The organism is Streptosporangium sp. NPDC002607 (genome assembly GCF_053592655.1).
In genome coordinates, this window is the sequence record NZ_JBSFWD010000097.1 from 1 (window position 1) to 17453 (window position 17453).

Consider the following 17453-nt stretch of genomic DNA (forward strand, 5'->3'; position numbering starts at 1 on the left):
CCCAGCGACTCCCACACCGCCGCCAGCGACACCATCACCGCGAACGACACCGGCTGCACCACATCCACCCGATCCAGCCCCGGAGCACCCTCCACACCCCGCACCACATCCAGCAACGACCACTGCACGAACGGCTCCAACGCCGCCGCACACTCCGCCATCCGCCCCGCGAACACCGCCGACTCCTCCAAAAGCGCAGCACCCATCCCCACCCACTGCGCCCCCTGACCCGGGAACACCCACACCGACCTACCAACGACATCGGCCACACCTTGAACCACACCGGGCACCGACTCACCCGCGCTCAGCGCACCGACACCCGCCAGCAGACCCTCACGATCCCCGCCGACCACCACCGCCCGATGCTCGAACACCGACCGCGACGACACCAGCGACGAGCCCACATCCACCAGGCCCAGCTCGCCGGCCGCCTCCACCTGCGCACCCAGACGGCGCGCCTGCTCGCGCAACGCCTCAGGACTCTTCGCCGACACCACCCACGGCACCACCCCGCCGACCGGACCGGCAGGCTCACCGGTCTCCGGTTCCACTGCCTGCGGCACCTGCTCCAAGATCACATGGGCGTTGGTACCGCTGATCCCGAACGACGACACCCCAGCCCGACGCGAACGACCGGTCTCCGGCCACTCCACCTGCTCGGTCAGCAGTTCCACCGCACCTGAGGCCCAGTCCACATGCGACGACGGGGCGTCCACATGCAACGTCCTGGGCAGCACCCCGTGCCGCATCGCCATGACCATCTTGATCACACCGGCCACACCCGCCGCGGCCTGCGCGTGACCGATGTTCGACTTGATCGACCCCAGCAGCAGCGGCCGATCCTCGTCGCGATCCTGACCATAGGTCGCCAGCAGCGCCTGCGCCTCGATCGGGTCGCCCAGCGTCGTCCCGGTCCCGTGCCCTTCCACCACGTCCACCTCAGCGGAGGTCAAACCCGCACCGGCCAGCGCCTGGCGGATCACCCGCTGCTGCGACGGACCGTTCGGCGCGGTCAACCCGTTGGACGCACCGTCCTGGTTCACCGCCGAACCGCGCACCACCGCCAGCACCTGATGGCCGTTGCGGCGCGCGTCCGACAGCCGCTCCAGCACCAGCATGCCCACGCCCTCGGACCAGTTCACCCCGTCGGCCGCGTCCGAATAGGACTTGCACCGGCCGTCACCGGCCAGCCCGCCCTGCGCACTGAAGTCAATGAACGGCCCCGGATTGGCCATCACCGTCACACCACCGGCCAACGCCAGCGAACACTCACCCGACCGCAGCGCCTGCGCGGCCAGATGCATCGCCACCAGCGACGACGAGCACGCGGTGTCCACCGTCACCGCCGGCCCCTCCAACCCGAAGGTGTAGGACAGACGACCGGTCGCCACGCTTCCCGCGGTGCCGGTACCGACGAACCCCATCACCTCCGGCGGGAACGACACGCTGGTCGCGTAGTCGTGGTACATGACCCCGGCGAACACCCCGGTACGGCTGCCCCGCAACGAGACCGGATCGATCCCGACCCGCTCGATCGCCTCCCACGACGTCTCCAGCAGCAACCGCTGCTGCGGATCCATCGCCAGCGCCTCATGCGGCGAGATCCCGAAGAACCCCGGGTCGAACTCCCCGGCCTCGTGCAGGAACCCACCCTCACGGACGTAGCTGGTCCCGCGATTCTCTCGATCCGGGTTGTAGAAGGCCGCCGGATCCCAACCTCGCGTGGTCGGGAACGGCGAGATCGCGTCTGCGCCCTCGGTGACCAGCCGCCACAGGTCCTCCGGGGACGTGACCCCGCCCGGATAGCGGCACGCCATGCCCACGATCACGATGGGGTCGTCGGTCACCGGCCGGACCTCGCCGGGAACCACCACATCGGCGTGCTCGCCGAGCAGCTCGGCCAGCAGGAACTCCGCCAGCACGGCCGGCGTCGGGTAATCGAACACCAGCGTGGCCGGCAACCGCAGCCCGGTCGTACCGTTCAGCCGGTTGCGCAGTTCCACCGAGGTCAACGAGTCGAAGCCCAGCTCGCGGAACTCCCGCCGCACCTCCACCGTCTCCGGCGAGAGATGCCCCAGCACCATGGCCACCTCGGTACGCACCAGATCCACCAGGACCTCGGCGCGCTCGGCCGCCGCGAGCGGAGCCAGCCGCTGAAGCAGCGTGCTGGCCGCCGCCGACCTCCCGGCGGCAGACCGGCGCCTTCCCCGTACCAGCCTGCGCAGCAGTGGCGGAATCTCGCCCTGTGCTCGCAGCACCGGCAGATCCAGCCGGACCGGGGCCACGACCGGTTCGCTGGAACGGACCGCCACCTCGAACAAGGCAATGCCCTGTTCCGGTGCGAGTGGCGGCGTACCGGCACGGGCCAGCCGCTCCATGTCGCCATCGCTCAAAGTACCGGTCATCCCACTGTCCTGAGCCCACGCCCCCCAGGCCAGCGACAGCGCGGGCAACCCCGCGGCCCGGCGCTGCTGGGCCAGCGCGTCGAGGAACGAGTTGGCCGCGGCGTAGTTACCCTGACCGGGAGCTCCGATCACGCCCGCCACCGACGAGAACATGATGAAGTCGGCCAGGTCCTCGCCACGAGTGAGCTCGTGCAGGTGCCAGGCGGCGTCCACCTTCGGCCGCAGCACGGTGTCCAGCCGCTCCGGAGCCAGCGACGGGATCGTCCCGTCGTCCAGCACACCCGCGGTGTGGATCACCGCGGTCAGCGGGTGCTCGGCGTCCACCCCGGCCAGCAGGGCCGCCACCTGATCCCGATCCGCCACATCACAGGCGGCGACCGTGACCTCGACCCCGTGCGCGATCAGCTCGGCCTGCAACTCCACCGCCCCCGGAGCCTCCAGGCCCCGGCGGCTGGTCAGCAGCAGATGCCGCACACCCCGCTCGGCCACCACATGCCGCGCGAACAGCGCGCCCAGACCACCGGTGCCACCGGTGATCAACACCGTGCCCTCCGGGTTCCACCGCCGGGGCATGGTCAGCACGATCTTGCCGGTGTGCTTGGCCTGGCCCATGAACCGGAAGGCATCCCGGCTCCGCCGCACATCCCACACCGTGACCGGCAACGGCCGCAACTCACCGGCCGCGAACAGCTCCATCAACTCGGCCAGGATCTGCCGCAACCGCTCAGGCCCGGCATCCATCACATCGAACCAGTGATACTCCAGCCCCGGGAACTGGTCCTGCTCGCGGATGTCCAGCTTGCCCATCTCAATGAACCGGCCGCCCGGACGCAGCAGCCGCGCCGAGGCGTCGATGAGCTCCCCGGTCAGCGAGTTGAGGACCACGTCGATCCCCCGCTCACCACACACCTCCCGGAACCGCTCCTCGAACTCCAGACTCCGGGAGGAGGCGATGTGATCATCCGGTATGCCCAGCGAACGCAGCACCTCCCACTTGGCCGGATGCGCCGTGGCGAACACCTCCACTCCCAGCCGCTGGGCCAGCTGGATCGCCGCCATACCCACACCACCGGTGCCCGCGTGCACCAGCAGCCGCTCGCCCTCCCGCAGCCCGGCCAGGTCCATCAGCCCGTAGTAGGCCGTCAGGAACACCACCGGAATCGTCGCGGCCTGCTCGAAGGAGACCCCGTCAGGGATCTTGGTCAACCCGCCGGCGCCGGTGACCACCACCGGGCCGAACGCGCCCTCGGTCAGACCGGCCGCCCAGTCGCCCGGGCGCAGGTCGTCGACCTCGGGGCCGACCTCCAGCACCACGCCGGCGGCCTCACTGCCCATCAGGCCGACCTTGTCCTGGAACCAGCCCAGCGCGTTCAGCCCGTCCAGCAGGTCCCGGAAGTTCACCCCCGCGGCACGCACCGCCATCCGTACCTGCCCGGCCTGCAGCGGCTCGGCCATCCCCGAAGAGGGGAGCAGCTCCAACGCGTCCAGGCTGCCCTTGGCCCGGCTGCCCAGCTGCCACCCCGTACCGGACGGAGGCAGCAGACCCGCCCCCGACGCCAGCGACGCCAACCGCGGCACCTGCACTTCACCGTCACGCACCGCCACCTGCGGCTCACCCGAAGCCAGCACCCCGGGCAGTATCCCCGGCAAGGCCGGCAGCGACGCCTGGTGTTCATCCACATCGACCAGCACGAACCGGCCTGGGTTCTCCGACTGGGCACTGCGCACCAATCCGCAGGCCGCAGCGGCCGGCAGATCCGACACCACTTCACCGTCTCCGGCCGCGACCGCACCCCGCGTCACGAACACCAACCGTGAATCGCGATACCGCTCATCGGCCAGCCACTGCTGCAGCACGGTCAGAACGCGCGCGTTCAGCTCGTGTGTCGCGTCCACCACCGCGCCGGCCTGGTCAAAGATCAGTTCGGTCACCACAGCACCCGGCGCCTGGTCCGTGTCCCCGAACACCGACGGATCCGCGAGGTCGAACACGTCGAGGCCGACCACCGCCACCGTGGGCGCGGGGTCGGCCACCGGCGCCACCCGCGCCGACGGCAACGCCGTCCACTCCACCCTGAACAGGGAGTCCCGCTCGCCCCTACGGTCACCTTCGCCGGTGGCCGCCGTGATCGGGCGCAGTACGAGTGACCGCGCCGTCAGCACCGGCTCCCCCGCCATATCGGCCACCGCCAGCGAGACGGCATCGCCTTCGGTCCTGGCCAGTCGTACCCGCAGTGCCGACGCGCCACCGGCGTGCAGACACACCTCACCCCAGGAGAACGGCAACCGGCTGCCCTCGGAGTCGTCCAACCCCGCGAACGTCACCACGTGCAACGCCGCATCCAGCAGGGCCGGATGCACGCCGAACGAACCGGCATCCGACTCGAGCCGACTCGGCAGGCTCACCTCGGCGAAGATCTCATCATCACGCCGCCAGGCCGCCCGCAGGCCCTGAAACAGCGGTCCGTAGCTCAGCCCGCCCTCAGCGAGCTGGTCGTACAGCCCGCCCAGCTCGATCGCGGACGCGCCCTGCGGCGGCCAGACTTCGGTATCGAGTCGCTCGGCGGTCTGGCCGCCGATGGCGAGGACGCCGACCGCGTGCCGTACCCACGGCTCGTCATCGCCGGCCTCGGCCGGCCGAGTGTAGATGCTCAGGTCGCGTCTGCCCGACTCCTCCGCGCCCACCCACACCTGCACCGCGACGGCGTCGGTTTCGCCCAGTACGAGCGGCGCCGCCAGGGTGAGCTCCTCCACCAGGTCGCAGCCGACCTGGTCACCGGCCCGGATGGCCAGCTCCAGGAACGCGGTACCGGGGAACAGCACCCTCCCGCCCACGGCGTGATCGGCCAGCCATGCCTGCGACCGCAACGACAGCTGGCCGGTCAGCAGTACGCCGTCTGAGGCGGCAAGCGCTACAGCGGCGCCCAGCAAAGGATGCCCTGCCGCGGCCAGCCCCAGGTTTCGAGCGTCACCCATTCGCTGTCCGCGGGGCCAGTACCACTCGTGCTGGAACGGGTAGGTGGGCAGGTCGACCTGGCGTCCGCGCGGGAGCACCGCCTGCCAGTCGACCGGCACTCCGTGCACATGCAGCTCGGCCAGCGCCGTCATGGACGCGACCTGCTCGTCGCGGTCCTTACGCAATACCGGCACCAGCACCGCGTCCGACTCGTGCACATCCGCGTCGGCGGCCAGGGTGTCGGCGGCCATCGCGGTCAGCACACCATCGGGGCCCAGCTCAAGGTACGCCCGTACGCCCTGGCGGTGCAGCGCCCGGACGCCGTCGGCGAAGCGGACCGCGCCGCGGACCTGGTCCACCCAGTAGTCCGGCGAGCACAGCTGCTCGTCGGTGGCGGGTTCCCCGGTCAGGTTCGAGACCACCGGAATTTCCGGCGGGCTGTAGGTGAGCGTCCGGGCCAGGGCACGGAAGTCCTCCAGCATCGGGTCCATCAACGGCGAATGGAACGCGTGCGACACCCGCAACCGCCGGGTCTTGACCCCACGCTCCTCCAGCGCGGCGGCCACCTCCAGCACCGCCTCCTCGGTACCTGAGATCACCACCGAGACCGGACCGTTCACCGCCGCGACCGACACCTCCTTCTCACGCCCGGCCAGCAGCTCGGCGACCTCCTCCTTGGTGGCCCGCACCGACACCATCGCCCCACCCGGCGGCAACGCCTGCATCAACCGCGCCCGACCCGCCACCAACGCACACGCATCGGCCAGCGACAGCACCCCCGCCACATGGGCAGCGGTGATCTCCCCGATCGAGTGGCCCGCCAGCACATCCGGCCGCACCCCCCACGAGGACACCAGCCGGAACAGCGCCGTCTCCACCGCGAACAGCGCCGGCTGCGCCCACCCCGTCTGATCCAGCAACCCGGCCCGCTCGCTGCCCGGCTCGGCGAACAGCACCTCCCGCAGCGACCCGTCCAGCAGCGGGTCCAGCTCCGCGATCACCGCGTCCAACGCCTCGGCGAACACCGGGAAGCGGTCATACAGCTCCCGGCCCATCCCCGCCCGCTGACTACCCTGACCGGTGAACAACACCGCGAGCTCCGGCTCCGCCCCCGCCACCCCGCGCACCACACCCGCGACAGGCCGGTCGTCCGCCAGCGCACCCAGGCCGGCCAGCACCCCATCACGATCGCCGGCCAGCACCACCGCCCGATGCTCGAACGCCGACCGCGTCGTGGCCAGCGAGAACGCGGCATCGGCCGGCCCCAGATCAGGCTCACCGTCCAGGAACGACACCAGTCGCTCGGCCTGCGCCCGCAACGCTCCTGCCGTACGGCCCGACACCAGCACCGGCACCACACCCGCGGCCACATCCGCCGGTGCCGGATCATCCGCCTCCGACCCGGCGTCAGGAGCTCCCGGGCCTTGTTCGATGATGACGTGCGCGTTGGTGCCGCTGAAACCGAACGACGACACCCCGGCCCGCCACGGCCGATCCACCTGAGGCCAGGGCCTGGTCTCGGTCAGCAGTTCCACAGCACCAGCCGACCAGTCCACGTGCGAGGACGGTTCGTCCACGTGCAGCGTCTTGGGTAGCACCCCGTGCCGCATCGCCATGACCATCTTGATCACACCCGCGACACCCGCGGCCGCCTGGGTGTGACCGATGTTCGACTTCACCGATCCGAGCAGCAGCGGCCGATCCTCCGGCCGATCCTGACCGTACGTGGCCAGCAGGGCCTGCGCCTCGATCGGGTCACCCAGCGTCGTCCCCGTGCCGTGCGCCTCGACCACGTCCACGTTCGCGGGGGTCAGGCCCGCACCGGCCAAGGCCTGGCGGATCACCCGCTGCTGCGACGGACCGTTCGGCGCGGTCAACCCGTTGGACGCACCGTCCTGGTTCACCGCCGAGCCGCGCAGGACGGCCAGGATCTGGTGGCCGTTGCGGCGGGCGTCCGACAACCGCTCCAGCACCAACATGCCTATGCCTTCGGACCAGTTCGTGCCGTCCGCCGCGTCGGCGAACGCCTTGCATCGTCCGTCGGTCGCGAGCCCGCCCTGGGCGCTGAAGTCGATGAACATTCCGGGCGTGGCCATCACGGTCACGCCTCCCGCGAGGGCCAGACCGCACTCGCCCGAGCGCAGCGCCTGCGCCGCCAGATGCAACGCCACCAGAGAGGACGAACAGGCGGTGTCCACCGTGACCGCAGGGCCCTCCAAGCCCAGCGCGTAGGCGATACGCCCGGTGGCGATGCTTCCGGCGGTCCCGGTGCTGACGAAGCTCCTCACTTCCAGCGGGAACTCGGCACTCGGCCCGTAGTCGTGGTAAATGACGCCGGCGAACACGCCCGTGTGGCTGCCACGCAGCGAGACCGGGTCGATCCCGGCCCGCTCGATCGCCTCCCACGACACCTCAAGCAGCAACCGCTGCTGCGGATCCATCGCCAACGCCTCACGCGGCGAGATCCCGAAGAACCCGGGGTCGAACTCCCCGGCCTCGTGCAGGAAGCCACCCTCACGCACATAGCTGGTGCCCCGGCGCTCCCGGTCCGGGTTGTACACCACCCCGAGATCCCAGCCACGCGACGTCGGGAACTCCCCGATCCCATCACCGCCCTCGGCCACCAGACGCCACAAGTCTTCAGGAGAGTTGACATCACCCGGGAAGCGGCACGCCATCGACACAATCGCAATCGGATCGTGCCTGCCCGACTCAACCTCTTGGAGTCGCCGACGGGTCTCACGCAGATCAGCGGCGACCGACTTGAGGTATTCAACGAGCTTCCGGTCTTCCGACATCGGGGCGGCCCTCCGAAGTGTTCCGAGGCGAGCCGGGATCACAGATCTTTCAGGTAGCCCAGTTCGCTTTCGATGATGCCGAGGATGTCTTCGGCACTCGCTGATTCGAGCATGTCTACGACAGCGATTTCACTAGTTCCTGGGCCGCTCTCGCTCACCTTCCCCAGCAGCTGCCGGAGCCGTGTCGCGATACCGTTCCGAGTGATCTCATCGAGCGCGTCCTCGGAAAGTGCGGCCTCGAATCGGTCGAGGTCGGCCAGCAGCGACGGCTTCGCGGCTGCGGGTTCCCCGGGAGCGATTTCCGCGAGGAGGTGCTCGGCGAGGACAACGGGGGTGGGGTAGTCGAAGATGAGGGTGGCCGGCAGGCGCAGCCCGGTGGCGGCGTTGAGCCGGTTGCGCAGCTCGATCGCGGTCAGGGAGTCGAAGCCCAGCTCGCGGAACTCGCGCCGTACTTCCACCGCCGCGGAGTCGGGGTGTCCGAGGACGGCGGCGGCCTGGGTGCGAATGAGGTCGGACAGCATGCGGATCCGCTTGGGGTGGGCCAGGCCGGCCAGCTGCCGGGACAGCGCCTCGCCCGCGCCGCCACCTCCGGCTGCCGACAGCGCGGCGGCCGTACGGCGGGTGCCGCGCACCAGACCGCGGAACAACGGCGGCACCTGCTCTTGTGGCACTGTGGGCGGATTCAGCTGGACCGGGATCACGAGCGGTGAGTCCGATCCGATGGCCGCGTCGAACAGCGCCAGTCCCTGCTCGGTGGTGATCGGCGGCAGCCCGGCGGCGGTCATCCGCTGCACATCGGCCTGTGACATGTCCCCGGTCATCCCGGTGGCCTGCGCCCACAGTCCCCAGGCCAGCGACAGTCCCGGCAACCCCAGCGCCTGGCGCCGTGCCATCAACGCGTCCAGCCAGGCATTGGCCGCCGCGTAGTTGCCCTGACCACCGCCGCCCATCACCCCGGCCAGCGAGGAGAACACCACGAACCCAGCCAGATCCATCTCCTGGGTCAGCTCGTGCAGATGCCAGGCCGCGTCCACCTTCGGCCGCAACACCGACTCCAGCCGCTCCGGCGTCAGCGAGGCGATCGTCCCGTCATCCAGCACACCCGCGGTATGAATCACCGCCGTCAGCGGATGCCCGGCGTCCACCCCGGCCAGCAGGGCCGCCACCTGATCCCGATCCGCCACATCACAGGCGGCGACCGTGACCTCGACCCCGTGCGCGATCAGCTCGGCCTGCAGTTCCACGGCGCCGGGGGCGTCCAGACCCCGGCGGCTGGCCAGCAGCAGATGCCGCACACCCCGCTCGGCCACCAGATGCCGCGCGAACAACGCACCCAGACCACCGGTCCCACCGGTGATCAACACCGTGCCCTCCGAGTTCCACCGCCGGGGCATGGTCAGCACGATCTTGCCCGTGTGCCTGGCCTGACTCATGAACCGGAACGCCTCCCGGCCCCGGCGCACATCCCACGCCGTCACCGGCAACGGCCGCAACTCACCGGCCGCGAACAGCTCCATCAGCTCGGCCAGGATCTGCCGCAGCCGCTCAGGCTCGGCGTCCAATACGTCGAACCAGTGATACTCCAGCCCCGGGAAGCGGTCCTGCTCGCGGATGTCGAGCTTGCCCATCTCGATGAACCGGCCGCCCGGGCGCAGCAGTCGTGCCGAGGCGTCGATGAACTCCCCGGTCAGCGAGTTCAGCACCACATCGATACCCCGATCACCGCACACCTCACGGAACCGCTCCTCGAACTCCAGGGTGCGCGAGGAGGCGATGTGATCATCCGGGATGCCCAGCGAACGCAGCACCTCCCACTTGGCCGGGCTCGCCGTGGCGAACACCTCCACCCCCAGCCGCTGCGCCAGCTGGATCGCGGCCATGCCCACACCACCGGTGCCCGCGTGCACCAGCAGCCGCTCGCCCTCCCGCAACCCGGCCAGGTCCATCAACCCGTAGCAGGCCGTCAGGAACACCACCGGAATCGTCGCCGCCTGCTCGAACGAGATCCCGTCAGGGATCCTGGCCAGGACTCGGGCGTGAGTGACCGTCACCGGGCCGAACGAGCCCTCGGCCAGACCGACCACCCGATCCCCCGCACGCAGGCCCTCCACCTCCGGGCCGACCTCCAGCACCACCCCGGCGACCTCACCACCCATCAGGCCGACCCTGTCCTGGAACCAGCCCAGCGCGTTCAACCCGTCCAGCAGGTCCCGGAAGTTCACCCCCGCCGCACGCACCGCCACCCGCACCTGCCCCGCCTCCAACGGCTCAGTCGCCTGCGGGAACGGAAGCAACTCCAACGCGTCCAGACTGCCCTTGGCCCGGCTGCCCAGCCGCCACGCCACCTCACCGGCCGGCGGCAACAGACCCGCCCCCGACACCAGCGACGCCAACCGCGGCACCCGCACCCCACCGTCACGCACCGCCACCTGCGGCTCACCGGAAGCCGGCAGGTCGGCCAGGATCCCCGGCAATGCCGACAGCGAGGACTTCTGCCCGTCCACGTCGACCAGCACGAACCGGCCCGGGTTCTCCGACTGCGCGCTACGCACCAACCCCCACACCCCGGCCGCACCCAGATCCGCCACCGGCTCACCCTCAACGGCGGCCACCGCACCACGAGTGACGATCACCAACCGCGAACCAGCACACCGCTCATCGGCCAGCCACCCCTGCAACAGACCCAGCACCCCAGCCGCCATCGCACGCGCCGAGACCACCGCATCCCCGGCCGACCCAGCCGCGACCTCGGCCAGCACCACCTCCGGCACCGGCCCCACCTCGCCCAACACCGACAGATCCCGGTGAACCATCACCGGCCGACCGGCCGACTCCCACACCGCCGCGAGACCCAAGGCATCCGGCTCGAACCCGGCGAAACCGACCACCGTCACCGGCGCCGGATCAGCCACGGAAACCTCGGAAAGCGGGCTCCAATCCAGCCGGAACAGCCCATCCCGCTCCGCGCCACGACCGCCGCCGACGGCGAGCTGGTCGGTCGCGATCGGCCGCAGCACCAGCGAACGCGCCGACAGCACCGGCTCGCCGGCGGCGTCCACCGCGATCAGCGACACGGAATCGTCACCCGTCCTGGCCAGGCGCACCCGTAGCACCGACGCACCACCCGCGCGCAGGCTCACCTGACCCCAGGAGAACGGCAACCGGCCACCCTCCACCGGCTCCAGCCCGACGAACGGCATCGCGTGCAGCGCCGCGTCCAGCAACGCCGGATGCAGCCCGAACGAACCGGCGTCACCGACCTGCTCGGGCAGCGCGACCTCGGCGAACACCTCACCGTCGGCGCCGTACCAGGCGGCGCGCAGATTCTGGAAGACCGGGCCGTATTCGAACCCGCCCACGGCCAGTTCCTCGTACAACCCGTCCAGCCCGATAGCGGTCGCGCCGGCCGGGGGCCACACCGCCGCGTCGAACGGCGCGGCGTCCGCAGAACCGATGGTGAGGGTGCCTGTCGCGAAGGTGCCGGTGGCGTGCCGTACCCACGGCACGTCGTTTGCGGCCTCGGCCGACCGGGCGTAGATGTTCACGCTACGGTGGCCTGTCTCCTGTGCGGCGCCCACCCACACCTGCACCGCGACGGCCTCACTCTCGCCCAGCACCAGCGGCGCGGTCAGGGTCAGCTCCTCGACCACCTCGCAGCCGACCTGGTCACCCGCCCGCACCGCCAGCTCCAGGAACCCGGTACCCGGGAAGATCACTGTTCCGCCCACGACGTGATCGGCCAGCCACGGATGCGACCGCACCGACAACCGCCCGGTCAGCAGCACACCGTCCGAGTCGGCCAGGCCCACGGCGGCACCCAGCAGCGGGTGGCCGGCTGTCGCCAGCCCGGCCGCGGCCACGTTGCCCACGCGAGATGCCGGACCCTTGGGCCAGAACCGCTGATGCTGGAAGGCATACGTCGGCAGGTCGACCCGGCGGGCGTCGGGGAGGACGGCCTGCCAATCCACTGCCACCCCGTGCACGTGCAGCTCGGCAAGCGCCGTCATGGACGCGATCCGCTCGTCGCGGCCCTTACGCAGCACCGGCACCAGCACCGCGTCCGACTCCTGCGCGTCCGCATCAGACTCGGCCGCGAGCGTGTCGGCGGCCATCGCGGTCAACACGCCGTCGGGGCCCAGCTCCAGATAGGCTCGTACGCCCTGGCGGTGCAGCGTGCGGACGCCGTCGGCGAACCGTACGGCCTGGCGGACCTGGTCCACCCAGTAGTCCGGCGAGCACAGCTGCTCGGCCGTGGCCGACTCCCCGGTCACGTTCGAGACCACCGGAATTTCCGGCGGGCTGTAGGTGAGCGTCCGGGCCAGGGCGCGGAAGTCCTCCAGCATCGGATCCATCAGCGGCGAGTGGAACGCGTGCGACACCCGCAACCGCTTCGTCCTGACCCCACGCCCCTCCAGCGCGGCGGCGACCTCCAGCACCGCCTCCTCGGTGCCGGAGATCACCATCGAGGCCGGGCCGTTCACCGCCGCGACCGACACCTCCTTCTCACGCCCGGCCAGCAGCTCGGCGACCTCCTCTTCCGAGGCCTGCACCGCGACCATCGCCCCACCCGCGGGGAGCGCCTGCATCAACCGCGCCCGGCCCGCCACCAGCGCACACGCGTCCTTCAGGGACAGCACCCCGGCCACATGCGCCGCGGTGATCTCCCCGATCGAATGCCCCGCCAGCACACCCGGCCGAACCCCCCACGAGGAGACCAACCGGAACAGCGCCGTCTCCACCGCGAACAACGCCGGCTGCGCCCACCCCGTCTGATCCAGCAACCCCGCCTCGGCCGACCCCGGCTCGGCGAACAGCACCTCGCGCAGCGACCCGTCGAGCAGCGGATCCAGCTCGGCGATCACCTCGTCCAACGCCGTCGCGAACACCGGGAACCGGTCATACAGCTCCCGGCCCATCCCCGCCCGCTGACTACCCTGACCGGTGAACAGCACCGCCAGCCGCGGCTTCACCTCGGCCAGCCCGCGCACCACGCCCGCACCCGGGCGGTCTTCGGCCACGGCCCGCAGGCCGGCCAGCAGACCATCACGATCCCCGGCGACCACCACCGCTCGATGCTCGAACGCCGACCGCGTGGTGGCCAGCGAGAACGCCGCATCGCTGAGCCTCAGACCAAGCTCACCGTCCAGGTACGACGCCAGGCGCTCAGCCTGCGCCCGCAATGCCTGATCGGTCCGCCCCGACACCAGCACCGGCACGTCCTGATCCGCTACCGGCACCGGGCCCTCGGCTGCCACATCCGGAGTTTCCGCGTCCTGCTCCACTGGGCTCTGCTCGATGATCACGTGCGCGTTGGTGCCGCTGATCCCGAACGACGACACCCCGGCCCGGCGCGGACGACCGGTCTCCGGCCACTCCACCGGCTCGGTCAGCAACTCCACCGCGCCCGAGGCCCAGTCCACATGCGACGACGGCTCGTCCACATGCAGCGTCCTGGGCAGCACCCCGTGCCGCATCGCCATGACCATCTTGATCACACCCGCCACACCGGCGGCCGCCTGGGTGTGACCGATGTTCGACTTCACCGAGCCCAGCAGCAACGGCCTGCCCTCTGGCCGGTCCTGACCGTACGTCGCCAGCAACGCCTGCGCCTCGATCGGGTCACCCAGCGTCGTGCCGGTACCGTGACCCTCCACCACGTCCACTTCGGCCGGGGACAACCCGGCGCCGGCCAGCGCCCGGCGGATCATCCGCTGCTGAGACGGGCCGTTCGGCGCGGTCAGCCCGTTCGACGCGCCGTCCTGGTTGATCGCCGAACCCCGCACCACCGCCAGCACCTCATGACCGTTGCGGCGCGCGTCCGACAGCCGCTCCAGCACCAGCACGCCCACGCCCTCCGACCAGCTCACCCCGTCGGCCGCGTCGGAGTAGGACTTGCACCGGCCGTCGCCGGCCAGCCCGCCCTGGGCGCTGAAGTCGATGAACGCTCCCGGGGTTGCCATCACGGTCACACCACCGGCCAGGGCCAGCGAGCAGTCACCACCCCGCAGCGCCTGCGCGGCCAGATGCATCGCCACCAGCGACGACGAGCACGCGGTGTCCACGGTCACCGCCGGGCCCTCCAGCCCGAACAGGTAGGAGATCCGGCCGGACAGCACACTTCCGGCGGTGCCGGTCCCCATGAAGCTCATCACGTCCGGAGGGAACTCCAGACGAGCCGATGTGTAGTCATGGTGCATCACTCCGGCGAACACGCCGGTACGACTGCCGCGCAGCGAGGTCGGGTCGATCCCGGTCCGCTCGATCGCCTCCCACGACGTCTCCAGCAGCAACCGCTGCTGCGGATCCATCGCCAACGCCTCACGCGGCGAGATGCCGAAGAACCCGGGGTCGAACTCCCCGGCCTCGTGCAGGAAACCACCCTCACGCACATAGCTGGTCCCCTGGCGCTCCCGATCCGGGTTGTACAACCCGTCGAGATCCCAACCGCGGGTCGTCGGGAACGGCGAGATCCCGTCCCCGCCTTCGGCCACCAGCCGCCACAGATCCTCGGCGGAGCTCACCCCGCCCGGATAGCGGCACGCCATGCCCACGATCACGATCGGGTCATCGGCCGTCGGCGGCAGCACCTGCGGCGCCGTGTCCAGGACCTCCGCCTCCGTACCCATCAGCTCGTCGAGCAGATGCTTGGCCAGCACGGTGGGGGTCGGGTAGTCGAACACCAGCGTGGCCGACAGACGCAGACCCGTCGCGGTGTTCAGCCGATTGCGCAACTCGACCGCGGTGAGACTGTCGAAGCCCAGCTCGCGGAACTCCCGCCGCACCTCCACCGCGTCCGGCGTGGCGTGCCCCAGTACCAGCGCCATCTCGATCCGCACCACATCCAGCAGGACCTCAAGGCGTTCCGCGGCACCCAGAGGAGCAAGCCGCTGCGGCAGTTTGCTCCGCACCTGCGGGGCAGCGGCCTTCGAGCGGCGTACGGCGGGGACCAGCCCGCTCAGCATCGGCGGCAGCACCTCATGCGCCCGCAGTGCCGGCATGTTCAACCGGACCGCGGCCACCGCCGATTCACCGGACGCCACGGCCGCGTCGAACAACGCCATGCCCTGTGCGGGCGAGATCGGCAGCAGGCCGCTCATGTTCCACCGCTGAACGTCCACCTGCGACAACCGGCTGGTCATCCCGACGTCCTGCGACCACGGGCCCCATGCCAGCGACACCGCCGGCAATCCCGCGGCCCTCCGGTGCTGGACCAGCGCGTCCAGGAACGCGTTGGCCGCCGCGTAGTTGCCCTGCCCTGCCCCGCCGAACGTCCCCGCCACCGACGAGAACACAATGAACTCGGCCAGATCCTCGTCACGGGTGAGCTCGTGCAGATGCCAGGCGGCGTCCGCCTTCGGCCGCAACACCGTCTCCAACCGCTCCGGCGTCAGCGACGAGATCGTCCCGTCGTCCAGCACACCGGCGGTGTGAATCACCGCGGTCAGCGGATGCCCGGCATCCACCTGTGCCGGCAGCGCCGCGACCGCGTCCCGGTCGGCCACGTCACACGCGACGATGCTCACCTGCGCGCCCTGCGCGACCAGATCCGCCCGCAGTTCCACCGCACCGGGAGCGTCCAGACCCCGGCGGCTCACCAGCAGCAGGTGCCGTACCTCATGCTCGGCCACCAGATGCCGGGCCAGCTGCGCGCCCAGGCCGCCGGTCCCACCGGTGATCAACACCGTGCCCTCAGGGTTCCAGACCCGGGCACCGTGCTCATCCGGTGACAGCCGGGCGAGGCGGGGAACCCGCGCTTCGTAATCGCGCACCGCCACCTGTTGTTCACCGCAGGCCAGCAGGACGGGCAGCGCCGACAAGGCGGTCTCCTGCTCCTCCACATCGGCCAGCAGGAAGCGGCCCGGATTCTCCGCCTCGGCACTACGGACCAGTCCCCACACGGTGGCCGCGGCCGGGTTCGACACGGCCTCGCCGGCACCGGTCGCGACCGCGCCCCGGGTAACGAACACCAGGCGCGAGTCGCTGAACCGCTCATCGGCCAGCCACTGCTGCAGCAGGCCAAGAACGCGTGTGGTCAGCGCGTGCGCCGACTCCACCACATCCGTGGAGTCAGAGACATCGATTTCGACGGTCACCAGGTCAGGCACCCTGCCGAATTGCAGCTCCAGCGAATCGAGGTCGCCGGTGAGCTCGGCCACCTCCAACCCGATCACGGCGTCCACCGGGGAGACCGTCATCGGCACGGCGATCCAATCCAGCTGGAACAGCGAGTCCCGCTCCACCCCACGGTCGTGGGAAGCCGTCGCAAGCTGGTCGGCCGAGACCGGACGCAGTACCAAGGAGCGCGCCGACAGCACCGGCGCCCCGGCGGCGTCCACTGCGGTCAGCGACACCGAATCGGCGCCGCTCCTGGCCAGCCGCACGCGCAACGCCGACGCGCCCCCGGCCTGCAGGCTCACAGCGCTCCAGGAGAACGGCAACCTGCCGCCTCCCGCCGATTCCAGCCCGGCGAACGGCACCGAGTGCAGCGCGGAGTCGAGCAACGCTGGATGCATATTGAACAAACCGGCGTCAGCGACCTGCTCCGGCAGAGCGACCTCGGCGAACACCTCGCCACCCCCGCCCCGCCAGGCCGCTTTCAGGCCCTGGAACACCGGCCCGTAGCCGAGCCCACCCTCGGCAAGCCGGTCGTACAGCCCGTCCAGCTCGATCGCGGTCGCGCCCCGCGGCGGCCACACCGTGGCGTCGAACCCGGCAGCCTGCCCGTGTCCCCCGGCGACCGGGCCACCGGCCTCGGCGGCAGGGCCGGTGGTCATCAGCATGCCGGTGGCGTGCCGTATCCACGGTGTGTGATCCTCAGTCTCGGCCGGGCGGGCGTAAATGCTGAGCATGTGCCTGCCTGACTCGTCCCGGGCGCCCACCGACACCTGCACCGCGACAGTGTCATCCTCACCCAGCACCAGCGGCGCGGCCAGCGTCAGCTCCTCGACCAGGTCGCAGCCGACCTGGTCACCGGCCCGGATCGCCAGCTCCAGGAACCCGGTGCCGGGGAACACCACCATCCCGCCCACGACGTGATCGGCCAGCCACGGATGCGACCGCACGGACAACCGGCCGGTCAGCAGCACACCGTCGGAGTCAGCCAAGTCAACGGAAGCGCTCAGCAGTGGATGCTCCGCCGCGGCCAAGCCCAGAGTGCGGGCATCCCCGATCCGCTTGCCGGCCGGCCAGAACGGCTGACGCTGGAAGGCGTAGGTCGGCAGCTCCACCCGCCGCCCACCCGGCAACACCGCACGCCAGTCGAGCGCTACCCCGTGCACATGCAGCTCGGCCAGC

Annotated in this window: 2 protein-coding genes; both read right to left on the reverse strand. The window is 70.8% G+C overall.

Annotated features, from left to right (window positions below):
• Positions 1 to 8159 (reverse strand): SDR family NAD(P)-dependent oxidoreductase (locus ACWD3H_RS45815; protein ID WP_451959517.1); only part of this gene is annotated, 8159 nt, incomplete at its 3' end.
• A 38-nt stretch (positions 8160 to 8197) separates the two neighbouring features.
• Positions 8198 to 17437, reverse strand: coding sequence for an SDR family NAD(P)-dependent oxidoreductase (locus ACWD3H_RS45820; RefSeq protein WP_451959518.1), 9240 nt, complete (start codon positions 17435 to 17437; stop codon positions 8198 to 8200).
• Positions 17438 to 17453 lie beyond the last annotated feature (16 nt).